This is a genomic window from Streptomyces sp. B21-083, from assembly GCF_036898825.1.
Lineage (GTDB): Bacteria > Actinomycetota > Actinomycetes > Streptomycetales > Streptomycetaceae > Streptomyces.
This window is the reverse complement of sequence record NZ_JARUND010000002.1, coordinates 3771998-3798074: the sequence shown is the minus strand read 5'-3', so window position 1 is coordinate 3798074 and position 26077 is coordinate 3771998. Positions and strand designations below refer to the sequence as shown.

Annotated in this window: 21 protein-coding genes, 2 tRNA genes and 1 pseudogene; 8 read left to right on the top strand and 16 right to left on the bottom strand. The window is 71.0% G+C overall.

Going from position 1 to position 26077, the window contains the following annotated elements:
• Positions 1-19: 19 nt before the first annotated feature.
• Positions 20-2782 carry a DUF8189 domain-containing protein gene (locus QA861_RS40945; protein ID WP_334593957.1) on the top strand — a complete coding sequence of 921 codons (2763 nt, stop codon included), beginning with the start codon at positions 20-22 and terminating at the stop codon, positions 2780-2782.
• Positions 2783-2963: 181 nt separating this feature from the next.
• On the opposite strand, the gene QA861_RS40940 is transcribed toward QA861_RS40945, so the two are convergent.
• The 7 genes from QA861_RS40940 to QA861_RS40910 form a co-directional block, all read right to left on the bottom strand.
• Positions 2964-3037, bottom strand: a tRNA-Lys gene (locus QA861_RS40940).
• Between the two features lie 96 nt (positions 3038-3133).
• Entirely contained in the window at positions 3134-3892 is a 759-nt protein-coding gene (locus tag QA861_RS40935; protein ID WP_334593956.1) for an IclR family transcriptional regulator, read from the bottom strand.
• 212 nt (positions 3893-4104) lie between these two features.
• Positions 4105-4881, bottom strand: coding sequence for an ectoine/hydroxyectoine ABC transporter ATP-binding protein EhuA (gene ehuA / locus QA861_RS40930; protein ID WP_334593955.1), 777 nt, complete (start codon positions 4879-4881; stop codon positions 4105-4107).
• The gene (ehuD, locus tag QA861_RS40925) at positions 4871-5521 is read right to left on the bottom strand and encodes an ectoine/hydroxyectoine ABC transporter permease subunit EhuD (protein WP_334593954.1); all 651 of its coding nucleotides are present in this window, start codon (positions 5519-5521) and stop codon (positions 4871-4873) included. Before ehuD ends, ehuA begins: the two co-directional genes overlap by 11 nt.
• Positions 5518-6162: an ectoine/hydroxyectoine ABC transporter permease subunit EhuC gene (gene ehuC / locus QA861_RS40920; RefSeq protein ID WP_334593953.1), complete on the bottom strand. Its 645-nt coding sequence runs from the start codon at positions 6160-6162 to the stop codon at positions 5518-5520. The genes ehuD and ehuC overlap by 4 nt, the downstream gene beginning before the upstream one ends.
• Positions 6159-7079 (bottom strand): ectoine/hydroxyectoine ABC transporter substrate-binding protein EhuB, encoded by a 921-nt coding sequence (ehuB, locus tag QA861_RS40915; protein ID WP_334593951.1) that lies wholly within the window; start codon positions 7077-7079, stop codon positions 6159-6161. The genes ehuC and ehuB overlap by 4 nt, the downstream gene beginning before the upstream one ends.
• A 247-nt stretch (positions 7080-7326) precedes the next feature.
• Positions 7327-8277, bottom strand: coding sequence for a D-2-hydroxyacid dehydrogenase (locus QA861_RS40910; RefSeq protein WP_334593950.1), 951 nt, complete (start codon positions 8275-8277; stop codon positions 7327-7329).
• A gap of 200 nt (positions 8278-8477) precedes the next feature.
• Between QA861_RS40910 and QA861_RS40905 the strand changes: the two are divergent.
• From QA861_RS40905 to QA861_RS40895, 3 genes and pseudogenes are all read left to right on the top strand, one after another.
• Positions 8478-9038: pseudogene (locus QA861_RS40905) on the top strand (maleate cis-trans isomerase family protein); the annotation flags it as partial.
• Positions 9039-9102: 64 nt separating this feature from the next.
• Entirely contained in the window at positions 9103-9834 is a 732-nt protein-coding gene (locus QA861_RS40900) for a maleate cis-trans isomerase family protein (RefSeq protein ID WP_334593949.1), read from the top strand.
• Between the two features lie 165 nt (positions 9835-9999).
• A complete protein-coding gene (locus tag QA861_RS40895) occupies positions 10000-11094 on the top strand; it encodes an LLM class flavin-dependent oxidoreductase (RefSeq protein ID WP_334595007.1) in 1095 nt (364 codons plus the stop codon).
• Positions 11095-11109: 15 nt separating this feature from the next.
• Here the strand turns inward: QA861_RS40895 and QA861_RS40890 are convergent, their stop codons facing one another.
• Entirely contained in the window at positions 11110-13017 is a 1908-nt protein-coding gene (locus QA861_RS40890; RefSeq protein ID WP_334593947.1) for a putative bifunctional diguanylate cyclase/phosphodiesterase, read from the bottom strand.
• Between the two features lie 449 nt (positions 13018-13466).
• Between QA861_RS40890 and QA861_RS40885 the strand changes: the two genes are divergently transcribed.
• Complete coding sequence (locus QA861_RS40885) at positions 13467-14843, top strand: M6 family metalloprotease domain-containing protein (protein WP_334593946.1); 1377 nt, start codon at positions 13467-13469, stop codon at positions 14841-14843.
• Between the two features lie 62 nt (positions 14844-14905).
• On the opposite strand, the gene QA861_RS40880 is transcribed toward QA861_RS40885, so the two are convergent.
• The 7 genes from QA861_RS40880 to QA861_RS40850 all read right to left on the bottom strand — a co-directional run bounded on the left by QA861_RS40880 (position 14906) and on the right by QA861_RS40850 (position 21881).
• Positions 14906-14979: transfer RNA gene (locus QA861_RS40880), tRNA-Lys, on the bottom strand.
• Positions 14970-15692, bottom strand: coding sequence for a hypothetical protein (locus QA861_RS40875; RefSeq protein WP_334593945.1), 723 nt, complete (start codon positions 15690-15692; stop codon positions 14970-14972). The genes QA861_RS40880 and QA861_RS40875 overlap by 10 nt, the downstream gene beginning before the upstream one ends.
• Positions 15693-15899: 207 nt before the next feature.
• Positions 15900-16325 carry a DUF8844 domain-containing protein gene (locus QA861_RS40870; RefSeq protein ID WP_334593944.1) on the bottom strand — a complete coding sequence of 142 codons (426 nt, stop codon included), beginning with the start codon at positions 16323-16325 and terminating at the stop codon, positions 15900-15902.
• Positions 16326-16764: 439 nt separating this feature from the next.
• Positions 16765-18117 (bottom strand): AAA domain-containing protein, encoded by a 1353-nt coding sequence (locus tag QA861_RS40865; protein WP_334593942.1) that lies wholly within the window; start codon positions 18115-18117, stop codon positions 16765-16767.
• Complete coding sequence (locus QA861_RS40860) at positions 18114-19727, bottom strand: hypothetical protein (RefSeq protein WP_334593941.1); 1614 nt, start codon at positions 19725-19727, stop codon at positions 18114-18116. The genes QA861_RS40865 and QA861_RS40860 overlap by 4 nt, the downstream gene beginning before the upstream one ends.
• The gene (locus QA861_RS40855; protein ID WP_334593940.1) at positions 19718-20953 is read right to left on the bottom strand and encodes a hypothetical protein; all 1236 of its coding nucleotides are present in this window, start codon (positions 20951-20953) and stop codon (positions 19718-19720) included. Before QA861_RS40855 ends, QA861_RS40860 begins: the two co-directional genes overlap by 10 nt.
• A complete protein-coding gene (locus tag QA861_RS40850) occupies positions 20904-21881 on the bottom strand; it encodes a phosphatase PAP2 family protein (RefSeq protein WP_334593939.1) in 978 nt (325 codons plus the stop codon). The genes QA861_RS40855 and QA861_RS40850 overlap by 50 nt, the downstream gene beginning before the upstream one ends.
• Positions 21882-22164: 283 nt before the next feature.
• Between QA861_RS40850 and QA861_RS40845 the strand changes: the two genes are divergently transcribed.
• On the top strand, positions 22165-22764 hold the full coding sequence (locus QA861_RS40845) for a histidine phosphatase family protein (RefSeq protein WP_334593938.1): 600 nt from the start codon (positions 22165-22167) through the stop codon (positions 22762-22764).
• Between the two features lie 55 nt (positions 22765-22819).
• Here the strand turns inward: QA861_RS40845 and QA861_RS40840 are convergent, their stop codons facing one another.
• Complete coding sequence (locus tag QA861_RS40840) at positions 22820-24274, bottom strand: NsdA family TPR-like regulatory protein (protein WP_334593937.1); 1455 nt, start codon at positions 24272-24274, stop codon at positions 22820-22822.
• Positions 24275-24553: 279 nt separating this feature from the next.
• Here QA861_RS40840 and QA861_RS40835 point away from each other — a divergent pair, with 279 nt between their 5' ends.
• Together QA861_RS40835 and QA861_RS40830 are read left to right on the top strand one after the other, a co-directional pair.
• A complete protein-coding gene (locus tag QA861_RS40835) occupies positions 24554-25012 on the top strand; it encodes a hypothetical protein (protein WP_334593935.1) in 459 nt (152 codons plus the stop codon).
• 53 nt (positions 25013-25065) lie between these two features.
• Entirely contained in the window at positions 25066-25935 is an 870-nt protein-coding gene (locus tag QA861_RS40830) for a spermidine synthase (RefSeq protein WP_334593933.1), read from the top strand.
• Positions 25936-26077 lie beyond the last annotated feature (142 nt).

The window sequence follows — 26077 nt, the reverse complement described above, 5'->3', positions numbered from 1 at the left end:
CTCATCTCTCGGAGGAGCCATGTCACATCACGGCAACCGGTACGACGCCGGCAACGGCCGGCACAAGCCCTCGGCCCAGCAGTCCGGCATGCCCGTCCCCTCGACGTCCGGCACGCCTGCGAGGAGGGCCGGTGACATGCCGGTCCCCGGCGGCAGGCCGGCCTCCGCACGTCCCGAGGCCGGGGGTATGCAGGCGCCCGGCATGAATCCGGCGGCCGCCACCGGGAGGCCCGCCGGGATGCGGGCACCCGGCATGCCCGCACCCTCCGGGGCGCCGATGCCGATGCCGGCCACCGCCAAGTCTGGTCCCAAGGAACCAGCCGAACTGGCGCGGCCGGGCGGCGCACCGGCCGCCCGCGGTCCGTCCACGGCACCGGACGACGGCCACACTCCGCTCCCACGCTTCGGCGGCCCCGAAGGCATCTCCCCTCAAGGCCCGTCGTACGAACCGGGCGTGGTGGAGGTCGAGTTCCGCGAAGGCGTCACCCCGGCACTCGCCGAGCGCGGCGACGGCGCGCCCGCCGAGATACGCAGCCTCACCGAAGGGCCGACGCTCACCGAGTTCAACAGAATCATCGAGGCCAGCAACCTCGTTGCCGCGGAACCGACCTTCGAGATCACCCCCGAGGAGGCCACGGCAGTCCAGGCGAACGCGGCCGCCCAGGGACATGAGACACCGCATCTCGCACGGTTCCTCACCCTGCACTTCGCCGACGACTCCGACACCGTCGCGATCGCGCAGCGCCTGGACGCGCTGCCTGAGGTCCTGCGGGCCATAGCGGTCCCCAGCGCGCTGCCGCCGACGGTCACCGCGGGCGCGGGAACGCTCGCCGCGGCGGGCCCGCTGAGCGAGCCGCTGGTGGGGACGGGCGGCACCTTGGTCGTGGACACATCCACGGGCCTCGAGAACCAGTGGTACATCTTCCGCTGCGGGGTCGATCAGGCGTGGAGCCGTTCCACCGGCGGCGGTGTGGTGATCGCCGACGTCGACTGGGGCTGCCGCACCTCACACCAGGACCTCGCGCCCAACATCGCGCAGACGCACAACGCCTTCGACGGCACCACCGACGTGTCCCACGGCGGCTCGGTCTACCACGGAACCGGGGTCATGGGTCTGAGCGGCGCTTCGACCAACAACGTCGGCATGGCCGGTATCGCGTACGACGCCACGCTGTGGCCGGTCCAGGCGGACTCCGGCACCGGCCCGGATCTCGGCGGCAACGCCTGGGCGCGCGGCATCGACTGGGTGCGCACCACCGATAGCGGCGGCCGACGCAAGGTCATCATTCTTGAGGTCCAGACAAGTGCCTTCGGCAACTACGAACAGGTGCCGTCGGTCAACGCGGCCATCAAGACGGCGATCGCCGACGGCGTGGTTGTTTGCGTGGCGGCGGGCAACGGCGACAAGGACGCCTCGCTGGCCGATGACGGCTCGCAGATCCCGGAGACGGGCTCGATCCTCGTCGGCGCCACGGCGTACGACGCCTCGGTCAACCAGCGCGCCTGGTTCAGCAACTACGGCTCCCGCATCGTCGTCTGCGCCCCCGGTGACAGCTCACACGACCTGACGTGCGACAGCGGCTCCGACACCGCGTACCGCAACGCCTTCGGCGGCACGTCCGGGGCGACGCCGAAGGTCGCCGGCGCGGCGGCACTGATGCTGTCCGCGAATCCCGGTCTCACCCACGCCGACGTGCGCCGGATCCTCCAGGCCACGGGAACGCAGGTCACCCCCGACCCGGACCCGACCAAGCTGGTCGGTAGCCTCCTCAACGCGGGCGCGGCCGTACGGGAGGCCTCGCAGAACGCGGTCGGCCGCATGGAGATCTTCGCCCGTGGCGGAGACCAAGCGGTGTGGCACAAGTGGCAGACAGCCCTCAACAACGGCTGGTCGGGCTGGGAGTCCCTCGGCGGCTGGGTCGACATGGTCACTCACGGCCGCAACGCGGACGGCCGCCTGGAGCTTTTCGTCCGGGGTTCCGACCAGGCCGTGTGGCACATGTGGCAGACGGCCCCGAACAATGGCTGGTCGGGCTGGGAGTCCCTGGGCGGCTGGATCGACAACTTGTCCGTGGCTCAGAACAACGACGGCCGCCTGGAGATCTTCGCCCGGGGTTCCGACCAGGCCGTGTGGCACATGTGGCAGACCGCCCCGAACAACGGCTGGTCGGGCTGGGAGTCCCTGGGCGGCTGGGTCGACATGATCAGCGTTGACCACAACGCGGACGGACGCCTCGAGATGTTCGCACGCGGCTCGGACCAGGCCGTATGGCACAAGTGGCAGATGGCACCCGGCAGCGGCTGGTCCGGCTGGGAGTCCCTCGGCGGCTGGATCGACCGCCTCACCACAGCCCGCAACGCCGACGGTCGCCTGGAGATCTTCGCCCGGGGCTCTGACGGAGCCGTGTGGCACATGTGGCAGACCGCCCCCAGCAACGGCTGGTCGGGCTGGGAGTCCCTGGGCGGCTGGGTCGACATGATCAAGGTCGTACAGAACGCCGACGGTCGCCTGGAGATCTTCGCCCGGGGTTCCGACCAGGCCGTGTGGCACATGTGGCAGACGGCCCCGAGCAACGGCTGGTCGGGCTGGGAGTCCCTGGGCGGCTGGATCGACGACCTCTACGTCAGCCAGAACAACGACGGTCGCCTGGAGATCTTCGCCCGGGGCTCCGACCAGGCCGTGTGGCACATGTGGCAGACGGCCCCGAGCAACGGCTGGTCAGGCTGGGAGTCCCTCGGCGGCTGGATCGACCGCTTGGACGTCGGCCAGAACGCACTCTGACCTCGGCTCCCTCACGGAGGTGCACCTCGCGCGAGGCTCGGTCAGTTCGGGAGTGCCGGAAGCGTGATTGAAAGCCGCGCGAATCTCCTATTGCAAAAGTGGCTCTTCCAGGCGGGTAGGGGGCCCCGGAAACGACCAAAGGCACCCTTCCGATGAGAAGGATGCCTTTGGTCACACACTGTGCGCCGCCAGGGACTCGAACCCCGGACCCGCTGATTAAGAGTCAGCTGCTCTAACCAACTGAGCTAGCGGCGCGTGACTCTCGCCGACCGCTCTCGCGGCTGGCGACAGGAAAAATACTACCTGGTCCGGGAGAGTGCTCCGGACCAGGTGGCAGGGGAGTCGCTGAGGCTAGATCGCCAGTGAGAGCAGTACCGGTCCCGCGCTCCGGTTCAGGCGGTCCGCCGCCTGGCGCAGGCGGTGGGCGTGGCGGAGGGGGAGGGAGAGAGCGAGGCAGCCGACCGTGGCGCCGGCCGTGATCGGGACCGCCGCGCAGACCGTGCCGACCGCGTACTCCTGGAGGTCGAGGACCGGCACCGTGGGTGGCTGGGTCTCCAGGTGGGAGAGCAGGAGCCGCTCGTTGGTGATCGTGTGCGAGGTGAGGCGGGCCAGTTTGTGGCGGGCGAGATGGTCGCGGCGGCTGTTGTGGTCGAGCTGGCCCAGCAGGCTCTTGCCGATCGCGCTCGCGTGCGCGGCCGAGCGGAAGTCGACCCACTCGTTGACCGCGGGCGTCGCCGCGCTGTCGGCGCACTGGGTGATGTGGATCTCGCCGTCGACGTACCGGCTCATGTAGACGGCCGCGCCCACCGAGTCGCGCAGCCGGTCGAGGGTGTGCTGGAGCTGGGCGCGCAGGGCCTGGTCGTGGCCGTGCGTGGAGCCGAGGCGGCTGAGGGCGGTGCCGGTGACGTACGAACCGTCGGCGGCCTGTTCGACGTATCCCTCGCGGCGCAGCATGCGCAGGAGGGGGGTGAGCCGGTCCGTGCCGAGGCGGGTCTGGCGTGCGATTTCGGCGTCGGTGACACCGGCGGAGTGTCGCGCCACCGTTTCCAGGACGCGCAGGGCGTCCTGGGTCGAGTGATGCGGCGCGGTCGGCTCGTGCTTGAGAGCCACGGTGTTCCCCCTGGCTTGCTTTTAGCCGTGATCCGGACAGCCAATCCCCTCCACGATAGCCGCCAAGGGGGCTACGCGGAGGGGGCGTTGACGAGATTGTCGCCGGGGTCGCGGCCTCCTAGCAGGGGATTGTTCAGCTGGCATATGACAGAGGCATCGAGGAGATTGCTCCTCGTGGGCTTTCGTAGCCTTTCGTCGCCTCTCCGGCGCGGTCAGAGCATCGCGCTGAGGAATTCGCGCGTTCTGTCCTGCTTCGGGTCGCTGAAGATCTGCTCCGGCGGACCGGACTCGATCACATGGCCAGAATCGAACATCAGCACTTGGTCGGAGATGTCCCGGGCGAACCCCATCTCGTGGGTCACGCAGAGCATCGTGATGTCGGTGGTGCGGGCGATGTCCCGCAGCACGTCGAGGACGCCCGCGACCAGCTCGGGGTCGAGCGCGGAGGTCACCTCGTCGAGCAGCAGTACCTGGGGGCGCATGGCCAGCGCCCGCGCGATCGCCACCCGTTGCTGCTGTCCGCCCGACAGCCGGGACGGCCGCTCGTCGCACTTGTCGGCGAGGCCCACCAGTTCCAGCAGGTCGCGCCCGCGTGCCTCCGCCTCCTCCTTCGAGAGGCCCAGGACGGTGACGGGCGCCTCGGTGATGTTGCGCAGCACGCTCATGTTCGGGAACAGGTTGAAGTGCTGGAACACCATCCCGATCTTCTTCCGCACCTCGCGGACCTGCTTCTCGGGCGCCGGGAACAGTGCCTCCCCGTCGACGGTGATCGTGCCCGCGTCCGGCTTGGCCAGGGTCATCAGCATCCGCAGGATGGTCGTCTTGCCGGACCCGGACGGACCGATGAGCGTGACATGCCGCCCCGCCTCGACGGAGAGGCTCAGCTTGTCGAGAACGGTCTGCTCACCGAACCGCTTGGTGACCTGGTCCAGCCTGACCAGTTCCGTGGGCGTGTCTGAAACAGGGCTTTTGTCGGTGTCAACTGGCAAGGCGTCGCTCCAGAGCTCGTACGAGGAGGGAGGCGGGGAAGGAGATGAGGACGAAGGCGACGCCGATCACGGTCAGCGGCTCGGTGAACTGGAAGTGCTCCTGGGAGAAGAGCCGCGCCTCCCCGAGCATCTCCAGCACGGTGATCGTCATCAGCAGCGGCGTGTCCTTGAGCATCGCGATCACGTAGTTTCCGAGCGCCGGGACGACCCGGCGCACCGCCTGCGGAAGGATCACGGCCGTCCAGGTGCGCCGCAGGGGCAGGCTGAGCGCGGTGGCCGCCTCCCACTGGCCCGGCGGCACGCCCTCGATGCCGGCGCGGTAGACCTGCATCGTGTACGTCGAGTAGTGCAGCCCGATCGCGAGGACACCGGTGGTCAGCGCGGAGGCGGCGATGCCCCACTCGGGGAGCACGTAGAAGAGGAAGAACAGCTGCACGAGCAGCGGGGTGTCCCGCACGAACTCCGTGACCACCCCGACCGGCCAGCGCACCCAGCGCGTCGGCGTCCGCATCAGCAGCGCCCAGACCAGCCCCAGCGTGAACGAGATCAGCGACCCGAGGGCCAGCGCCTGAAGGGTGACGAGCAGCCCGTCCCAGAAGTGCGGCATGAACTCGCGTACGGCGCCCCAGTCCCACGTCACGCGACACCGCCCTTCAGCCGCTTCTCCAGCCCGCGCATGAGCCGGGTGAGGAGGAAGGCGATCACGAAGTAGATCAGCAGGATGTACGTGTAGATCTCCGCGCTCTCCTGCAGCGCGAGCCGCACCAGGTTGCCGCTGAAGGCCAGGTCGGCCATGCCCATGACGGAGACCAGCGCGGTGCCCTTGAGCAGCTCGATCAGCAGGTTGCCGAAGGAGGGGATCATCTCCGGCACCGCCTGCGGCAGCAGGATCAGCCGCATCCGCTGCCAGGGCGTGAACCCGAGCGCGATCCCGCCCTCACGCTGCGCGGGGTCGACGGCGTTCAGCGCGCCGCGCACGATCTCCGTGCCGTACGCCCCGTAGGTCAGCCCGAGCGCGAGTGTGCCCGCCCACATGGGCACGAGCTGCCAGCCGAAGGCGGGCGGCAGCACGAAGTACACCCAGAAGATCATCACGAGTGCCGAGGTGCCGCGGAAGACCTCGGTGTAGCAGCCGGCGAGGAAGCGCACGGACCGCAGCCGGTGAGTTCGCGCGATCCCGACGGCGAAGGCGACGACGCCACCCAACAACGCGCTGAAGAAGAGGAGTTGGACTGTGACCCAGACTCCCTTGAGCACTAGCTCCCAGAGTCCGGAGGTCATGCGTCGCACAACTCCTTCGCCGTGAGATCGGTCATCTCGTCCTGCGTGAAGCCGAACGGCCGGAGGATGCGGAACACCTCGCCGCTCTTCTTCATCTTGTGCAGCTCCACGTTGAAGGCGTCCCGGAGCTTCGTCTCGGGCAGCCGGAACGCGAAGGCGCCGCCGTCGACCCGCGGCTTGCCGTCGATGATCGGGGCGAACGCCTCGGCGGACTCCGCCTTGCGGGAGTTCTTCGCGACCAGCCGGACGGTGACCGCCGTACCGGAGAACGCGTCGACGCGCCCGGCCTCGACGGCGTTCAGTCCGGCCACCTGGTCCGGCACGATCAGAAGATCGCCTTCCTTGTATCCCGCCTCGACGGCGTGCTGGATCTGGGCATATCCGGTACCGGTCGCGAGTTTGGCCTTCTTCTCGACAATGTCCCGATAATTGTGAAGATCCTTGGGATTTCCCTTGCGGACAATGAAGGAATCGAGCATCTGGTAGTCGGGATCGGCGAAGATCACCTGCTCGCAGCGTTCCGGATTGACGTACATCCCGGCGGCCACGACATCGAACTGCTGTGAATTCAGCCCCGGAATGAGCGACCCGAACTCGGTGGGTACGGGCTGGACCCGGTCCACCCCCAGCCGCTTGAAGATGACCCGCGCCAGCTCGGGCGCCTCGCCGGTCAGCTCGCCGTCCTTGTCGATGAATCCCTGGGGAATCTCACCGGCTATACCGAGCCGGACGACGCCCTGCGCCCGAAGCCGGTCGAGAAGGTCACCGCCCGGGACACCGGAGTCGGCGGACACCCGGCTGCAGCCGGTGCCCAGGGAACCGAGCGTACCGAGCGTGCCGAGCGCCGCCACCCCCGCGAGCAGCGACCGGCGTCTGGGACATGGTGGTGCGAGTGGTGATGCGCTTGATGGAGCCATGGCCGCGCTGCTACCCGAGAGGGTGCGAGTTATGCGTCGGGGAATGCGGGGAACGTATGGGTGAAGACCGTTACATTAACCCCGTCATGTTGAACGGGTACTTGAATCCTCCCCCTCATGAATGAGGGAAATTCCTGGCTCAGCCTCCCTCCGGGAGTGGCGCTCCGTGTAGGTACGTTCCGAAAGAGGAAGTGCGTGCTTGCGGTGAGTTCGGCAAGCTCGGTCATCGTTCGCCCCTCCGGTCGGATCAGTGCCCCGGTACGTACCCGCGCTGTTTGTCGACGACGTTCGTCAGTGTCTTCCCCGCGTCCCACCGCTCGTACAACTCGAGGAACTGCGCCCCGAGTTCATCGCGCCAGCCGACCGTGTCGCCGCTCATGTGCGGGGAGACGATCAGCCCGGGCACCTCCCACAGCGGGCTGTCCGGTGTGAGCGGCTCGTGCTCGAACACGTCGAGGGCGGCGCCCGCGATCCACCGCTTCGACAGCGCCTCGGCGAGCGCGGCCTCGTCGACGAGTTGTCCCCGGCCGACGTTGACGAAACGCGCCGAGGGCTGCATGACTCCGAAGCGGCGGGTGTCGAACATGTGGTGCGTGTCGGCGGTGAGGGGAGCGGCGGCGATCACCCAGTCGGCTCGCGCCATCAGCCGGTTGAGGTCGGCGGGCCCGTGGATGCCGGTACGCGGAGTGCGCCCGACGATCGCCGGTGTCACACCAAGTCCCTTGAGATACCGGGCGATCGCCCGCCCGATGGGGCCCGACCCGACGACGCAGGCCTTCGTCCCGGCGACCCGCTGCGACTCCCGGTGCCGCCACTCGCGCTGCTCCTGGAGGTGCAGGGTCATCGGCAGGTCCTTGGCCATCGCGAGGACCAGGGCGGCGACGTACTCGGCGATGGGCTGGTCGAAGATGCCCCGCGCGTTGGTCACCACGGTGTCGGACGCGGCGAGTTCGGGACACAGCAGATGGTCCACACCGGCGCTCGCGGTGTGCACCCAGCGCGGACGCGCCCCCTCGCCCGGCCAGGCGGCCCGCACGGCGTGCGAGGCGAAGTCCCAGACGAGCAGGACGTCGGCGTAAGGGAGTTGCCCGGCGAGGGTGGTCTCGTCGGCGTGCACGATCCGGGCCCGCCCGGTGAGCCGGCCCAGGCGGGGCGGCGGATCGGCGTCCAGGACGAGGAGCGTGGGGAGCGCGGGCATCGGGAGCCGTTTCCGATCGGGAGGCCGGACTGGATGGCGGAGAGGCCGAGAGGCCGAGAGGAGGGTCGGCCGGGTGGCCGGGGTGTGTCTGACATGCGCGGATTGACCACGCTCGCACTCGAACCTACCTTCGTCAACACGGGCGTGTGTACGGTCCGTTGCCCCGTCGTTCCTCACTGTGAGGCCAGTGCCTGTCATGGAACGTCATCGCCCCCGAGATCGTCGCCTACGCCTGCACCTCGGGCAGCTTCGTCGGCGGGGTCGCCGGGGAGCGGGCGATGTGCGAGGCGATGACCCGCGCGGGCGAGGTCCCGTCGGTAATGGCGACCTCGGGAGCACTGCTGGAAGCCCTCACGGAACTGTCCGTACGCCGGGTGGCGCTCGTCACGCCCTACACGGTGTCGGTGACGCGGGCCCTGGAGGAGTACGCGGCCGAGGCGGGTGTCACGGTCACGGGATGCGCGTACATGGGCCTGACCCGGCACATCTGGAAGGTCCCGTACCGCGCTGTGGCGGACATGGCGAGGCGGGCGACGGAGGGGACGCGGCCCGAGGCGCTGTTCATCAGCTGCACGAACCTCCCCACGTACGACGTGATCGCGCGACTGGAGGCGGAACTGCGCATCCCGGTGATCTCGGCCAACCAGGTCACGACAGGGGCGGCGCGGCGTCGACTGGGTACCCGAGCCGTGGGGCCCTACCAGGCGTTGCTGGACGAGTCGGCGCGCACCTGGCCCCCGGCACTGCCGGAAGAACGGTAGGAGCAGCAGGAACAGCGGGAACAGCGCAGGCTGGGCACGTAAGGCAAGCAGGAAGGGCTGGATCATGACGGCACTCGGATTCCTCTACCCGGGTCACTCCGCCGAGGACGACTACCAACGCATCGAGCAGCTTCTCGGCAGCGACATCCGGCTGGATCTGGTCCATACGGACATCGGTGAGGACGCGCACAGGGTGGACGCCCTCCTGGAGATGGGTTCGGCGGACCGTCTCGCGGCGGGCGTGGAGTCGCTGCGGATGTCCGGCGCGGAGTCGGTGGTGTGGGCCTGCACCAGCGGCAGCTTCGTGTACGGGTGGGAGGGCGCCCACGAGCAGGTGCGTGCCCTTGCCCGGGCCGCGGGCCTGCCGGCGTCGTCGACGGCGTTCGGCTTCGTGCACGCGGTACGGGAGCTCGGCGTGCGGAAGGTGGCGGTCGGGGCGACGTACCCGGCGGACGTGACGGGACTGTTCGCGGAGTTCCTGAGGGCGGCGGGGATCGAGGTGACGGCGGTCCACAGTGCCGGGATCGTCACGGCGGCGGAGGTGGGGGAGTGGGGCGAGGCGGAGCTGACCGCGCTGGCCCGGGCGGCCGACGACGCGGACGCGGAGGCCCTGCTCCTCCCGGACACGGCGCTGCACACGGCGTCGCACATCGGGGCCCTGGAGAAGCACCTGACGAAGCCGGTCCTCACGGCGAACCAGGTCTCCGTGTGGGAGGCCCTGCGGCTGGCGACGCGCAAGGTGAACGCCCCCTCCCTGGGCACCCTCTTCGACAAGGAGCCGCTGGTGCAGGTCTGACGGGACCGCGCCGGAATAAAACGGAGCCCCCCTCCTGTTGCCCGGCTGAGGACAGCGCACGGCACCAGACAGCAGCAGGAGGCACCCATCGTGACCGCAGACGCGACGGCACATGTGACGGCAGACGGGACGCCGCCGGACGTGACGACAGACGCGACGCCGGAGGTGACGGCGGACGGGATCCGGGGCGAGACGCGGGGCACCGCCCCCGTCCCCCTTTCCGTCCTCGACCTGGTCACCGTGGGCTCCGGCCACACCGCCACCGAGGCCCTGCGCGCCAGCGTCGCCATCTCCCGCCTCACGGAATCGCGCGGCTTCCACCGTTACTGGGTCGCCGAGCACCACTCCATGCCCGGCGTGGCCTCTTCCTCGCCCGCCGTGATCCTCGCCCACCTCGCCGCCCACACCCGGCGCATCCGCCTGGGCTCCGGCGGCGTCATGCTCCCCAACCACGCCCCCCTGGTCATCGCGGAACAGTTCGGCACCCTCGAAGCCATGGCGCCGGGCCGTATCGACCTCGGCCTCGGCCGGGCCCCGGGAACGGACGGCGCCACCGCCGCTGCCCTCCGCCGCACGGAGCGGCTCAACGAGGGCGCCGACGACTTCCCCCAGCAACTCGCTGAGCTGACCCGCTTCCTGGACGACGACTTCCCCGCCGGCCACCCCTACGGACGTATCCACGCGATCCCCGGCCCGATCCAGTCGACGTCCCCGGGCGGAGTCCAGTCTCCCCATCGGCCGCCCATCTGGCTGCTCGGCTCCTCCGGCTTCAGCGCCCGCCTGGCCGGCGTCCTGGGTCTCCCCTTCGCCTTCGCGCACCACTTCTCCGCGCAGAACACCGTCCCGGCCCTGGACCTCTACCGGGAGTCCTTCCAGCCCTCCGCCGTCCTCGACGCCCCGTACGCCCTCATCGGCGTCTCCGCCCTCGCCACCGACGACGAGAACGAGGCCCGCCGCCAGGTCCTCGCGATGGGCCTCAACATGGCCCGCCTGCGCTCCGGCCGCCCGGGCCTGTTCCCGGCCCCGGAGGAGGCGGAGGCCTACGAATTCAGCCCGATGGAACGGGAGTTCATCAGCTCCTGGATGGCGAACATCATCCACGGCTCGGCGGACGAGGTCCGCACAGGCCTCGACGACCTCCAAAAGCGCACGGGAGCCGACGAGTTGATGCTCGTCTCCCACGCCCACCGGGGCGACATGCGGCTCCGCTCGTACGAACTGATCGCGGACGCCTACGGATTGCCCACGATCACGCAGTGACGTCGCGTCGGCGGATCACCCCTGCCGACACGCACTGCCTCCCATCAGCAAGGAGATCCGGTCCGCGCCCACCGGTCGCGAATAGAGCCAGCCCTGCCCCGTGTCGCACCCGATACGGCGCAGGCGGCCGGCCTGGGCCGCCGTCTCCACGCACTCCGCGGTGACCGTCAGCCCCAGCCGATGCGCGAGTTGGATCATCGCCTCGACGACGATCTCGTCGGCCGGGTTCGGCGCGACCCCCTCACCCTCGTACTGGAACCCCCGCACGAAAGAACCGTCCAGTTTCAGTACTGACACCGGCAGCCGGCTGAGGTAGGCGAGGTTCGAATACCCGGTGCCGAAGTCGTCGATCGCGATGCCCACACCCATGTCACTGAGTGCCTGGAGCGCCTGGAGGGGCCGGCCGGCGGAGCCCATGACCGCCGACTCCGTCAGCTCCAGTTGCAGCAGACGTGCCGGCAGGCCTGTCTCCGCGAGGATCTCCGCGACGTCCGCCACCAGATCCGAGTCCCAGACCTGACGTACGGCGACATTGACGCTCACGAAGATCGGCGGCTCGTCGGGGCGTTCGAGCTGCCAGCGGCGGGCCTGGCGGCAGGCCGTGGCGAGGACCCAGCGTCCCAGCTGCACGATCGAACCGTCCTCCTCGGCCAGGCCGATGAACCGGTTCGGCGTCAGCGTGCCGAACTGGGGGTGATTCCAGCGCACCAGCGCCTCGACGCCGTGCACCCGGCCGTCCGCCATCCCCACCAAGGGCTGGTAGTCCAGGGCGAATTCACCCCGCTCGATGGCCGGCCGGAGGGTGGAGGACAGGGCCTGGCGGGTCATCCGATGGGCGTTGCGCTCGGGGTCGAAGAGCGTCCACCGGGACTTGCCGTCGGCCTTCGCCCAGTACAGCGTCGTGTCCGCGGCCTGCATCAGACCTGTGGGGGTCGTGCCCGCCGCGTGCCGTTCGACGACGCCGATGGAGGCGGAGACGGACATCCGCTGACCGGCGAGGTCGAAGGGGAGCTGGAGTGCCTTCAGCACCGACTCGGCCAGGTCCGCCAGTTGGTCGGTGCCCGTCGAGTCCTCGATCAGCAGCGCGAACTCGTCGCCGCCCAGCCGCGCGACCAGCGGGGCGACCGCGCCGGGGTTCCGCCGGGCAAGACCCGCCTCCTCCGCGCACCGGGTGAGGCGTTGGGCCACGGCGGCGAGCAGCCGGTCGCCGACGCGGTGGCCGAGGGTGTCGTTGATGGCCTTGAAGCCGTCAAGGTCCAGGTAGCACAGGCCGATTCGGCCCGTCCCGCTCTGCTCGTACGACTCCGCCTCCAGCGCCGCGGACAGGCGCTCGAAGAACAACGTGCGGTTGGGCAGACGCGTCACCGGATCGTGCATCTGCAAGTGCCGTAGCCGCGCCTGGAGTTCACGGCGTGCGCTGATGTCGGCCACGGACAGCAGCACACCCGGCGCCGCCTCCGAGGTCTCATTCGGCAGTGGTGTGACCGTGACCTGGGCCCAGAGGGAGTGCCCGTCAGGGTGTTTGAGGCGGCGTGTGCAGCGCAGCCGTGCCGGTCGGCCGCGCAGCACCTCGCGGTACGCGTGCCACGCGCGGGTGTCGGACGCCAGGTCCACCAGATCGGCGGCCACCTTGCCGGCCAGCACTTCCGGGCCGATGCCCAGCAGTTCGCCCAGGGACTGGTTCGCCGTGACGACCAGGCCCTCGCGGTTCACCACGGCCATCGCCAGCGGCGCCGCCGCGAACGCGCCGTCCATCAGGGTGGGACCCGTGGGGGCAGGGGAAGCAGACGTGGACGACGTAGAAGCCTTGGACCAGGCAGAAGCCGTGGATGACGTAGAAGACGACGTGTCGGAGTTACTCTCTGTGACGGCCGGCCGGATGAGATCTACCGCGGGCGCCGGCCCTTCGGACGTTCCGCTCACCGCTCGCTCCCGCAGTGCACTCGGTCTTGATATGGATCCCGTCGGGCGGCCGACCGGGCGGCAATCCGCCGCCCTGGCGTTGTCCGTGCAGGAAAGTGTCAGGGAAGTGCCAGGAAAGTGTGCCGATCATAGAGGCTGGTCCGAAGCCCTTCCAGCCACTGTCCAGTGTCCATGAACGACCGGTGGTTCTGACAGATCGTTTCTGCCCGCGCCTGGACGGGTTCCTTCACCCTCGATCGCTTGTGACGTTCCGTGAGTGTTTCGGGGTGTCGCTCCACGAAGGGTGAGCCCTCACATGCGTGGCCGTCTACCCGGGCGTCCCGCATAGCCCCTGGTCACCTGCCTGATCGTGTGCCGGTCACCCTTCTGGTGCAGACAAACAAGGCATATAAACGCAAGATCACACAGGCTGGGTTGCGGTGTCCCCGATACCGCAACCGGAGGTCTGCGTGCCGCGTCAGCTTCCCCTCAGGGGGCTCACCCATGATGCCCTGGCGGGATTCAGAGGGCTCGCATGCGCCGGGGCGCACCCCCGCTTGCGCAGTACGGCCGCCGTTCTCACCACCATGACGGCCCTGGCCGCGACCTCCCTCGTCGCGGGCCCCTCCGTCGCCGAGCCCTTCTCGGTGCGGTCCTGCGCGCTCCAGCGCACCGAGGCCCACCACTCGGAGGGCCTGGACACCTGGAACGCCGCCTATCCGCGCCCGTCCCGCGCGCTCGACGCCGTGATGGTCTTCCTCTCGTTCCCGGACGCCCGCCCGCGGACCACCCCCGGCGAACTGGCCGCGGACCATTTCCCGGGCACCAGCGACTTCTTCGCCCGTGCCTCGTACGGCAGGTTCACCCTGCGCCCGCACCCGCTCCGGCACTGGCTCCGGATGCCGCGACCGTCCACCGCGTACGCCATACAGCGGGACTGGAGCGCCGCCCACCGTGCCGACTATCTGCGCGACGCGCTCGCCGTCGCCGACCGTGACGTCGACTTCTCGCGCTACGACGTCGTCTACTTCGTGGCCGACCCGGACGCGCCCGGCGTCGACTCCGACGCGACGAAGGTCGTCAACCTGGACGTCCCGCTGCGCGCCGACGGCACGGACATCCGCCGCGTCGTCACCGTCTTCGAGAAGCATCCACCGGACCGGCTCGTCCTCGCCCACGAGACGGGCCATGTCTTCGACCTGCCCGACCTCTACCACCGGCCCGTGGACGGAAAGGGTGACTGGGACACGTACGTCGGCGACTGGGACCTGATGGGCAGTCAGTTCGGCTTGGCGCCCGACCTGTTCGCCTGGCACAAGTGGAAACTCGGGTGGCTGGAACCGCGCCAGGTGGTGTGCGTGCGCGGGAGAGGCTCGACCCGGCTGACCCTGGAATCACTGGAGGCGCGTCCGGCCACGACCGTTTACGCGCGTGGGGGTGCGGGGGCGGGCGCGGACGGGTTCGGCGGCGGGGGTACGGGGGCCGGTCCACCGGCCCCTGGGCAGGGGGACGGGGTCAAGCTGGCCGTCGTGCGGACCGGGGTCGACCGGGCGCTCGCGTTCGAGGCGCGGGGGGCGACGGGCAACGACAGCGCGACCTGCACACAGGGGGTGCTCGTCTACCGGGTGCGCGGCGGGGCCGAGTCCGGCGGTGGCCCGGTCCAGGTGGTCGACGCCCATCCGCGTACCGAGGCCTGCTGGGAGGACTCGGTCTACCCGCCCCTCGCGGACGCGCCCGTCGCCCTCGGCGAGACCTTCACCGTGCCCGGCGAGAACGTCCGAGTCGAGGTGGAGGGCCGCACGCCGTCGGGGGCGTGGACGGTGCGGATCACGAACGCCGTTAGCTGAGTAGGGGTCCGGAAAACGACGTTGGCGAGGCTGTTCGAAAACAGCCTCGCCAATCGACAACGTGCGCCGCCAGGGACTCGAACCCCGGACCCGCTGATTAAGAGTCAGCTGCTCTAACCAACTGAGCTAGCGGCGCCTGCTGACGTCGTAGACCTTAGCACCCTGATCGACGGGAGGAAAAATCGATATCCGCACCCCACCGGCGACCGCGGAACGGGCCGCTCGGACGGCCGCCCAGAGCAGGATTTCCGGGCCCGGAAGCCAGGGGCGACTGGTGTCGGGGGCGACGACCCAGCGGGATTCGGGCCGGGGATCACCCTCGGAGCCGTCTCCGCTCCCGCATCGGGTGGCGTGTCCGATCTCGTCTCCAGTCCCCTCGCCTGTCCCCCCTCCCGTCCTGTCTCCATATCCGGCTCCATTCCCGTCTCCGGTCTCGTCGTTCACCAGGGCGGGGACCGTCACGGCGTCGCCGCGGCCGTGGCAGAGGAGCGGCGGGATCGCGTGGCGCCGTCCGGTACCGCCCTCGCCGGCCGAGCCCCATTCCTCCCACCTCAGGAGCGACGGCAGCCGCTGGGCCGTGCCCAGTGCCGCGAACAGGAGGATCCGGCCCCGGTAGGCCGCCACGGGGCCCGAGCCCGGTCCGCCGTCCCAGAGCCGGTCGAGCATCCTGCGGCCGAAGACGGCGGGCACGTTGACGACGTCGAACGCGGTGCCGCAGGGCAGGACGAGCGGAGCGGTGGGCCGCTCGGCCCAGAGGGAGAGCGTGCTGCGCGGATACGTTCCTGCGGAGGCGAGCCAGGCGGCTCCCTCCGAGGTGACTCCCGAGATGTCCGTGTGTGGGCTGCTCATGGCATACAGATCTACCGGCGGTGACCGGTCGGTCTCCGAGGGTTGCCGGAAACCGGGACGAGAGGGGGCGAGGTGGAGTACCTTGCCCTCCTGAATATGCCGCGCGGACTTTCGGGACCGAAGCAGATCGAGACGGACCGGGTCAGGCAAGAACGGACCGGGTCTGACCGGATCGGGTGGGGCCGGATCGGGTGGGGCCGGCGTGGATCAGACCGGGTCGACGTGGTCGTGACCGTGACCGGGCTCGCCGAGACCGCTTCTGCCGGTCCCGCCGTCCCCGCCGCTGGTGTTCTCCCCGCCGTCGCGCAGCAGCTCACGGCCGTACTCGACCATCTTCCGCGCGTAGTCCTCGGTCCACTCGGCCTGCTCCGCGATGTCGGCCGGCGTCAGCCGGTCGAAGCGGCGCGGGTCGGCGAGCTGGGCCGCCGCCATCGCCTGGAACTCGACGGCGCGGTCGGTCGCGGCGCGGAACGCGAGGGTCAGCTCCGTGGCGCGGGTCAGCAGCGCGCGGGGGTCGTCTATCGACTCCAGGTCGAAGAAGTGCTCGGGGTCGTCGGCCACCTGCGTGGGCTCGAAGAGCAGGGGCGCGGGGCGTAGCCGCGGTTCGTTGCGACGCGGCGTGGGCTCCGCCATGTCTTCTCCTCCTCGTACGGTCCGCACCGTTCGTACGTACCCTCCATGCACCACGGCATGTACGGCACACGGTCGAAAAGGCCCCGCGATCGAGCCGGGCCACCGTCCATTGTCCCCTGCCCGCGCAAGTGGGCCCCGGGGTTCACCCCAGCACGCCCCTGATCTGCCCCTACGACCGCCGGCCCACCCGGTAGCCATCGGCGGGCCGGACTCCGTCCGGTGGTTGGGCGGGGCTCTCCGCTCGGCTGCCGGACAGGCGCCGGAGCGGGGGTCAGGGACGCCAGGTCACCCGGTGCTCGGACAGCTGTGAGAGCACCGCGTGGTTCGCCTCCCAGCCGTCCGGGGCTGTAACTATCGGCCGCCCCCGGCGGCGGGCCGGACTCCGTCCGGTGGTTGGGGGGAGGTTTCTGCCGGTGTCGGACAGGCGCCGGAGCGGGGGTCAGGGACGCCAGGTCACCCGGTGCTCGGACAGTTGCGAGAGCACCGCGTGGTTCGCCTCCCAGCCGTCGGGGAACTTCACCGTCACGCCCAGCTGCACCGGCTCCGTCGACGGATGGTCGTCCAGGAGTTCGGTCACGCCCGCCCGGCACACCACCACGCACGCGTGCCGGTGTCTGGAGGTGAGGACGCAGAGGCGGCCCGTCTCCAGGTGGAAGGCGGTGGCGTCTGGGCGGCCCGACAGGGGGTGCAGGACCACCGTCACGTCGAACTCCCGTCCCTGGAGCCGGTTCGCCGTGTCCACGGTGACGTCCGGGACGCCCAGCTCGGCGAGCGCCGCCCGGACCGCCGCCGCCTGGTCCCGGTGCGCCGTGCCGACCGCGATCCGGTCGGCCGTGAGGGGGGTCGGCTCGGGTCCGCGTTCCGACGTGGCCGCGCCGCCCCGGTCCAGCATGCGGCGTACGACCATGGCGACCGCGCGGACCGCCTCCGGGTCCGTACGAGGGGTGTGCCTGGCGGGGAGTTCCAGCAGGCCCCAGCCCGATTCGGCGGCCTCGTCGAGCACCCGGTCCGGAGTCGAGCCGTCCGACGGGACCGCGAACGCGAGCCGCCGGTCGCCGTGGCCGGTGCCGCTACGGAACGGGGTGTACGGGTAGAAGGCGGCCGAGACGAGCGGCGCGGCCGAGGCCGGGAGCCGCCAGGACACCGGCAGCCGGTGCTGCGGCAGCTCGGGGTTGTGGGCCAGCAACGTCGTGACGGCCGAGGCCGACGGGTCGTACGACAGACCTGCCCACTGCTCCGCGCCGACGATCGAGAAGGGGTCCAACTGACCCGGGTCGCCCACGAACAGGGCCCGCTCGAACAGTCCGGCGACGGCGAGCAGCGCGTCCGAGCGCATCTGGTACGCCTCGTCCACGATCGCGTGCCGCCACGGCTCGTCGACCTTGACGTGGGCCCACTTGGCGGCAGTGGAGATGACCACGTCCAGGCCGGCCAGCTCGGCGGCCTTCGCGGACTTCCGTACGTTCGGCAGGTCGTCCAGCGCCTTGTCGTACGGGTCGGTGTCACTGCTGTGCAGACGGCCCACCGGCAGCTCGGGGTTCTTCTCGGCGAGACGGGCGACGAGGTCGTCGACCTGGGCGTTCGTCTGCGCGATGACCATCAACGGGCGCCCTGCATCCGCCAGTTCGAGGGCGGCCCGGACCACGAGGGTGGACTTCCCGGCCCCGGGCGGCGAGTCGACGACGACTCCGCGGTGCGTGCCGTGCAGCGTGTCGTGGAGGATCGCGTCGGTGGCCCGGCCGGCTGCGGCTCCGGGGTCGAAGGCGGCCCGCGGGGTGTGAGCGGCGTTCACAGCACATCCTCTTCCGTCACCGGGTCGGCTGCCGGCAGCGTCGGCGTCGCTTCCTCGCCCGGAGGCCCGCCGTGGGTCCACGGTGTCTGGTCCGCGTCGGGGAGCTTCGCGCCGCCCCGCTGCTCGTGCTCGAAGAGCGTGAAGCAGACGAGGTCCCCCTTCTCGGGCACCGACCCGGCCTCCGGCTCCTTGCCCCGGCCCATCTTGTCGACCACCCGCAGCACGATCACCGAACCCTCGTCGCCCGGACCGTCCTCATGGCCCACGAACTCCGCCGCCTGCGGCTTGCCGCCCAGCGAGCGGTACACCTTCACCCGCCCTCCGAGCTGCGGGCGGTCGTCCGTGCGGACGGTGACCAGCGGGCGCGGGCTCGGCCGCTTGCCCTCGCTGTACGTCATGACGACGTCCGTGACCTCGCCCGCGAACGCCTCCCCGGCCAGCCGCCGGCCCGCCATCACCAGCGGGTCGTCCAGGGCCTCCTGGGCCTCCAGACGGGCCTGCTCGCGCTCCCGCGTGGCCAGCTTGTTCGCCGCCGTCACCGCGTCGTCGCGGCGCGGCTGCGGGGGCTCGCCCGCGGTGACCCGGTCGCGGTGGCCGGTGAACGACCAGCGGTCGCGTGTCCACCGGTCGGCCGCGTGGGCACCCTCCGGCAGTGCCCGCAGCAGGTCGAGGCCGCGCCACACCGCGTCCCAGGTGGGCCGCGTACGGCTCTCGACGAGGGCGCGGATGTCACGCTCGGCGGCGGTGAGTTCACCGAGCCGGTCGTCCGCCGACTCGCCGTCCTCGGCGGCGGAGAGCGCGGTCCGTGCGCGGTTGTAGTTCTCGATCGCGGGTGCGAGCAGTTTGTTGTCGAACGCGGGGTCGGTCGCCGGACCGGCCGGCGGACACAGCAGCTGCCCCTTGGCGTCCCGCGCCAACTCGGCCCGCAGCGCCGCCTCGGCGCCCGACACACCGTCCGGCGGGTCGATCCAGGCGAGCAGCGCACCCAGGTGCTGGTCCTCCAGCGTGGACTGCCCGGTCGCCCAGTGCCGCGACAACACGTCCGTCAGCGCCAGGAGGAGGGCGGAGCCGGGGACCCGGGCCCGCTCCCCGTAGTGCGTGAACCAGCGGCCGAGCAACGGCACCCGGGGCGGCGCGGGATGCGGCGTCTCCGGGTCCTGTTCCGCCGTACGCCGAAAGCGCATCGAGCGTCCCAGCAGCCGTACGAGCTCGATGCCGGCGCGGCTCGGGACGATCAACTGGGGTGCGTCCGAGCACAGTTCGACCTCGACCTTGACCCGCTTGCCGGTCTCCGGGTCGGTCTCGCCGCGCTCCGCGGCCTCCACGGCGTCGGCGTGGGAGTCGATGAACGGCAGGACGACGTCGGCCAGTTCGGCGAGGAACGCGAACCTGAGGTCGCGGTCGCGTGGTTGCGGTACGACGAGCAGCCGCGGCGCGTCCCGGTCGTCGCCGACCAGCGCGCCCAGCGGAGCCCCGGCCTCACCGGCGGTGATGAGCGGCACGAGGACGAGGGGCCGCTCCGACAGATGGCGGTGCCGGACGGTGGCGGCGGGCTGGGCGCGACCGGTGCTGACGGCTTCGAGACGGGCGAGGGTGGCGATCAACGACATCCGGCGCCCCCCGACTCCAGCCGCAGACCCGACGCCGATGCCGACTCCGACGCAGGCTCCGACTCCGGATTCGGAGAAGCGAGTTCGGCGTCGCGCAGCGCCTCCGCGCGCAGGGCCGCCGCTCTGCGCAGCGCGCCCACGGTCGGGTCCTGGGGGTCACCGGACCGGCCGTGGGCCGCCGACAGGACGTCGTCGACCGTGGTCAGGGCGCCCAGTTCGGCCCGTACCGAACGGCCCAGGGACGTCACCGCGCCCCGCGCGCGGGAACGGTCACGGCAGTGGAAGGCCAGCTCGCACGCGGACAGGCACTCCGGCGCGTACTCGGCGGGCACCGACTCGACCGCCGCTGTCAGTTCGGCGGCGGGCAGGTCCGGGGCGAAGCAGGTGCCCTCGGGGAGGGTGTCGGCGATGTCCTCGATACGGGTCAGCCGGGACAGCTGGCGGCCGGTCACCGCGCGCTGTTTACGGACGTCGACCGCGGACGCCGCCGGAAGGTTGGAGAAGTCCTTCGGGCAGACCAGCAGCACACGATGGCGCACGACCGGCGCCGGATCGCCGCCCTGTGAGAGCCGGGCGGCGACCTCCTCCAGGGCCAGCACGTACACCGCGGCCTGGCGGGCCGCCGCGCCCACCTTCGCGGGGTCCGCCGAACCGTCCAGCATCGGGAAGGACTTGATCTCCACGACCGTCCAGCTGCCGTCCGGGTGCACGACCACCGCGTCCGGCTCCAGGAAGGCCGGGGAGCCCGCGACGTCGAGGGCGAGCATGGGGTGGTCGAGGAACGTCCAGCCACCGGCACCGGTGCCGGCCCTAGCCGTCGTGGCCTCACGCAGGGCCAGTGCCGTCCTCGCGGTGCGGCCCTCCGGTCCGGTCGCCGTGAGGTCGGGGACCTCGGCCTCCACCGGCGCCGGGGCACCCGGGTCCAGATTCTCGTGCACCAGCCGGAGCAGCTCTGCGCCCCCGTCGGCCTTGACCCGGGCCTCGAAGGTGTTGCCGCGCGCCAGGGCGAACTGGGACTGTCCGAAGGCGGACGGTGAGCCCAGCGCGCTCGCCAGCGTCGCCTTGTTCACCCCCGCGCCGTCCAGGATCGCGCGCCTTCTGCACCCGGGGTTGGCGGCGAGGGCCGCGAGGGCACGCGCGTCCAGTGCCTTCGGCGGGACCGAGGGACCGCGCAGCTCAGCGAGCCGCTGCCGCAGCGCCGTCCCCCGCGTCCGCGGAAGCGGCACCCGGCTCGGCCCCTGGTCCGGCCCCGGGTCCGGGAACCGGCCCGAAGACGGACTCGCGCTGCCTTGGAATTCGCTCACGCGGGGAAGTCTGGCATTCACCACTGACAATCGGGGCCTCCGCGCCACGAGAGCGCGCCCCGACGGGCGTGGCGCGAGCCGTGATCCACACCCTCACCCGGTCCGCGTTCCGGATGACGAGCGGTGCCAGCAGCAGGCCGAGGCCCATCACGGCCGCACCCGCGACGGCGTCGAGGAAGTAGTGGTTCGCGGTGCCCATCACCACGATCGTCGTGATCGTCGGATAAGCGACGGCCAGGACCTTGGTGGTGCGCGTACCGCCGTACCGCCACAGCATCACCCCGCACCACAGGGACCAGCCGACGTGCAGACTCGGCATCGCCGCGTACTGGTTCGTCATACCGCCGAGCCCGCGCGGCGCACTCGCCTCGCCGCCCCACCAGCCGTACGAGCTGTACTGGGCCATCGTGTCGACGAAGCCGTGACCGGCGTCCAGCAGACGGGGCGGGCAGGTGGGCAGCAGGGTGAAGCCGACCAGGCCGATGAACGTCGAGGCCATCAGCCAGGTGCGGGCCGCCCGGTAGCGGACGGCATGGGACCGGAAGAGCCAGATCAGGATGGCCGGGGTGACGAGGTAGTGCAGCGACGCGTACCAGAAGTCCGCCGGTACGCCGATCCAGGGCTCGCGGGTGAACAGCCGGTTGAGCGGATGCTCGGCGTTCAGCCGCAGCGCCTTCTCGAACCGGAGGATCGCCAGGCCGTGGTCCACGGCGGTCGACTCGTTGCCCCGCACCAGCAGGCGTCCGCCCGAGTAGCACGCGTAGACGAGCAGGAGCAGCGGCAGCTCGGTCCACCAGCGGAGCCGGGAGGGTGGGCCTGTCTCGGTCCGTGCACTGTCGGTCCGCGGCATCCGATCGTTTCTCCCACTCTGTGTTCCCGTTGAGCTGCGCCTCCGGTCGTCGGTGGCCTGCGGTTCGTCCGATTTTACGGTGTACGTGAACGCGCTGGGCGGCGCCCCTGTCCCAAGACGCAAAGATCGACCCCCCGGTTGCCCCCCGACAGCGTGCGCGATGATGGAGGGGTTCCGCCTTGCTTTTCCGCCATTCGGTACCCCTGATTCGCTTCGGCGTCCCCTTTCGTTCGTCTCTCGCCTCATTTGCCACGCTCACCGTCTCCCCCCGGAAGGGGTCCTCATGGCATCGCGCATCCTGCTGGCCCGGCACGGACAGACGGAGTGGTCGCTGTCCGGCAGGCACACCGGCAGGACCGACGTCCCCCTTCTCGACGAGGGACGGCGCGGTGCCAAGCTGCTCGGCGAACGGCTGCACCGGGCGCCCTTCGACGGGCTCCCCGGGGTCGAGGTGCGCACGAGTCCGCTGGCACGCGCGCGGGAGACGTGCGAGATCGCCGGGTTCGCCGAGCGTGCGACCGGGTGGGACACGCTCATGGAGTGGGACTACGGGGCGTACGAGGGCATGACCCCGGCCCAGATCCAGGCCGTCCGGCCCGGGTGGCTGATCTGGCGGGACGGGGTCCCCGGGGGCGAGAGCCTGGAGGCGGTCACCGCGCGCGCGGACGAGGTGGTCGCGTGGGCACGGTCGGCCGAGCGCGACGTACTGGTGTTCGCCCACGGCCACATACTCAGGTCGATCGGGGCGCGCTGGCTCGGCCAGCCGATCGACTTCGCGGCCCGCATCAGACTGAACCCGACATCACTGTCGGTGCTGGGATGGGCCTACGGCGAGCCGGCCGTGGAAACCTGGAACGACCAGGGTCACCTGGAGCGCCCTTAAGGGGCGCGGGGAACTGCCCGACCAGCCCCCACGGGCCCGCAGCCGGGGACAAGCCTCAGGCCGTGCGCGGCAGACTCGCATGCCTCTCCAGGAACGCCGAGACCCCCGAAGCCCGCCGGTGAGGCAGAAGCACCCTCGCCGTGGCCGCCAGCATCGTCTGGATGCGGGAGGACTGGACCTCGTCCAGCAGGTCCAGGACACGCATACCCGCGACCGCCGCCTCGTCCGGGTGGCCACCGCGTGCCAGGTCGTCGGTGAGTTCGGCCGTGTACAGGGCGATGTTCCTGGTGAAGTGCGGGTTCTGCAGATGGGCCGCGCGGCGGGCGTGCCGAGCCGCCCGGGGCCAGTCGCCCAGCGTCGACCAGCACTGCGCCTCCAGGCCCTCCAGCTCGGCCTCCCCGTAGAAGCTCATCCACTCGGGGTCGGCCTCGGACGGACCGCGTTCGAACAGCGACTGGGCCCGCGCCAGGGCCTGTTCGCAGCCGGCGCGGTCGGCGAGCCCCGCCCAGCCGCCCGCCTCGCGCAGCGCCAGCAGCGACATCAGCCGGGGTGAGCCCAGGGGCCGTGCCACGCGCTGCGCGGCCTGCGCCGCTCTGACCGCCTCGCGTGGCCGCCCCGAGTCACGCGCGAGGAACGCGGTGTTGCAGAAGGCATGCGCCTCCAGGGCCGCGTCCCCGGACACTCGGGCGGTCGCCAGCGCCTCCGCGTAGTGCGAACGCGCGTCGTCGAAGCGGCCCGAGTCGTGCGCCAGCCAGCCCACGGAGATGGCGAGTTCACCGGCGCCCGAGTGCAGCCGGTCGGCGGTGGACTGCCGTACCGCGCCCGCGTCCAGCAGTTCGTAGGCGGCCCGCAGTGGTTCCGCCGCGCGCCGGTAGAGGCCGTCGGCGCCGTGCCGGTCGTCGAGCAGTCTGATGCGGCGTACCGCCTCTTCCAGGGCCCCCGCCTCACCGGCTCCGACGCGGCGCACGGGACGACCCGCGGCCGAGGCCGACGCTTCGTAGGTGAACCCGAAGGGGCTCAGGGAGGCGGCTGCCGCTGTGGCACCGCCCGTCATGAATGCGCGACGCAGCACGTCGCTCTCCTCGTAGTTGTCGTGCGTTCCGTACGGGTCCTGCGCGTCCTGCATCTCATACGGCTCATCCGCCCCCGGCGTCTCACCGCTGTCGTACGTCGGGCTCGCGGTGGGCACGGGGGGCGTGTCCTCCGTGTCGCGCGCCCCGCGTCCGCGTACCGACGAGCGGGGCGCGAACCCCAGGTCGGCCAGTGTCCGGCCGGGGAACATGTGCAGGAACACCCGCTCGTACGCGTAGTTGGGACAGCGGATCTCACCCGCCTCGACCCGACCGACGTAACGCGCGTCACAGCTGACCCGCTCCCCGATCTCGCGGGCGGCCCGCCGTACCGCCGCGGCGAACTCGCCCGGAGAGCGCTGTCCGCGCAACTGCCGAAAGGCGAGGTTCGGCCGTGGTGGCCGGGGGGCCTCCGACGAGGTCACTGCTGACGACGTCATGGCCGGGCCCTCTCTGCGAACCGTCGAACCGTGCCGGATTCCTGACGAGTTGGAACAGTTATCCATCGGACGTCCTGTTTCCGGCGGGCAAGAACGTACCGGCTGCGCACGACCCGCCATGCGGGGTTTGGCTACAAACCGGATATCTCATCCACGATCCGCCATGAACTGCCATCCTTTGCAGCGGTCTTTGCCGTAGCCGTTGACGCTGTGGCGCGTTGAACCGGATGGACCGGGAGCCACCCGAACTCCCGACCCGTTCGTTTCAGGAGGGGTTCCGTGGTGGAGGTCGGGATGGAGATCAGCCCAAGCATCGATCCGTGTACGCCGGTCAGGGCGCACACATCAATCGCGTTGCCCGCATCGTCGGCGTCAAACGCGGCGCCCAACTGTGATCTGGTGACGGTTCCGGCGCGGCAGGGGCTGGAGGCGGTGGACATCCTGCGCCGGGGAGCCGGCGACGCGGTCGGCCCCGTACTGCACGACGACGGCTGCGACACCCTCGGCTTCCTCGTCCCGCCGGGCACCGCCGCCGCCTGGGACGTCCCGGGCAGCACCTGCACGGAGACCAACGGGCGTGGCCTGAGCCTCGCGGTCCCCGATCCCGCGCCCCCCATGGAGGGCTCGGACTGGCTGCTCCCGCCCGGGGACGCGGACCTGGCCACCGACCCGGCGGTGCTCCGCGCGGCGCTCGGTGAGGCGGCGCGGCTCATCGAGGCCGCCGACAACCGTCGCTGACCTGCCGCGACCGTCGTACGGCCGAGGTGTTCACCCACCCCGATAATGGGGGAATGGGAAAGTCCAGAAACGCGCGGCGCGGACAGTCGGCCGTCGAGGCAGTCGTCGAGACGGTCGACGGCGGGCTCGCCGAGCTGATCCCCGACCGGGACCGGGCGCGTGCCTGGACACTGCTCATCGACGGCGCCCCGCAGTCCCACGTCGACCTCGACGACCCGGCGTACCTCTCCTTCGAGTACCAGCGCCGCCTCGGCCATGTGATCGACCTCGTCGCCCCGCCCGGCAAGCCCGTGCAGGTCGTGCACCTCGGCGGCGGCGCCCTCACCCTCGCCCGGTACGTCGCCGCGACCCGCCCCCGGTCCACCCAGCAGGCCGTCGAACGGGACGCGGCCCTCGTCCAACTGGTCCGCCGTGAGCTGCCGCTGGACCCGAACGCCCGGATCCGGGTGCGCTCCACCGACGCCCGCGAGGGCCTCGCGAAGGTCCCCGACGGCTGGGCCGACCTGGTCATAGCGGACGTGTTCAGCGGGGCGCGCACCCCGGCCCATCTGACGTCGGTCGAGTTCCTGACCGACGTACGCAGGGTCGTGAACGACGCGGGCTGTTACGCCGCCAATCTCGCCGACGGACCACCCCTCGCACATCTGCGCGGCCAGATCGCCACCGCGGGTGCCGTCTTCCCCGAGCTGGCCCTGATCGCCGACCCGACGGTGCTGCGGGGGAAACGGTTCGGCAACGCGGTGCTCGTCGCCTCCGCGCACCCGTTGCCCATCGCCGAGCTGACCCGCCGTACCGCCTCCGACCCGTACCCCGCCCGCCTCGAACACGGCCGCGCCCTCACCGACTTCACCGGCGGGGCCGTACCGGTCACGGACGCGGCGGCGGTCGCCTCACCGGCACCACCACCGTCGGTGTTCCGCTGACACCCAGGACGTGAGGAGCCGTCGGGGGCCGTAAGGGCCGTACGCGGCTCAGTAGTTGCCGATCTTCACGTGCGGCGGGCCATCGTGCCAGGTGCAGAACACCGTCAGCCGGTCCGCGCCCGCAGCGAACTCCATTCGAATC

Excerpts from the sequence above, each read along its gene's own strand:
- QA861_RS40945 (WP_334593957.1), top strand. The coding sequence starts at position 20 with ATGTCACATCACGGCAACCGGTACGACGCCGGCAACGGCCGGCACAAG.
- ehuC (WP_334593953.1), bottom strand. The coding sequence starts at position 6,162 with ATGACCTCCGGACTCTGGGAGCTAGTGCTCAAGGGAGTCTGGGTCACA.
- ehuB (WP_334593951.1), bottom strand. The coding sequence starts at position 7,079 with ATGGCTCCATCAAGCGCATCACCACTCGCACCACCATGTCCCAGACGC.
- QA861_RS40910 (WP_334593950.1), bottom strand. The coding sequence starts at position 8,277 with ATGCCCGCGCTCCCCACGCTCCTCGTCCTGGACGCCGATCCGCCGCCC.
- QA861_RS40900 (WP_334593949.1), top strand. The coding sequence starts at position 9,103 with ATGACGGCACTCGGATTCCTCTACCCGGGTCACTCCGCCGAGGACGAC.
- QA861_RS40875 (WP_334593945.1), bottom strand. The coding sequence starts at position 15,692 with ATGAGCAGCCCACACACGGACATCTCGGGAGTCACCTCGGAGGGAGCC.
- QA861_RS40870 (WP_334593944.1), bottom strand. The coding sequence starts at position 16,325 with ATGGCGGAGCCCACGCCGCGTCGCAACGAACCGCGGCTACGCCCCGCG.
- QA861_RS40860 (WP_334593941.1), bottom strand. The coding sequence starts at position 19,727 with ATGTCGTTGATCGCCACCCTCGCCCGTCTCGAAGCCGTCAGCACCGGT.
- QA861_RS40850 (WP_334593939.1), bottom strand. The coding sequence starts at position 21,881 with ATGCCGCGGACCGACAGTGCACGGACCGAGACAGGCCCACCCTCCCGG.
- QA861_RS40845 (WP_334593938.1), top strand. The coding sequence starts at position 22,165 with ATGGCATCGCGCATCCTGCTGGCCCGGCACGGACAGACGGAGTGGTCG.
- QA861_RS40840 (WP_334593937.1), bottom strand. The coding sequence starts at position 24,274 with ATGACGTCGTCAGCAGTGACCTCGTCGGAGGCCCCCCGGCCACCACGG.
- QA861_RS40830 (WP_334593933.1), top strand. The coding sequence starts at position 25,066 with ATGGGAAAGTCCAGAAACGCGCGGCGCGGACAGTCGGCCGTCGAGGCA.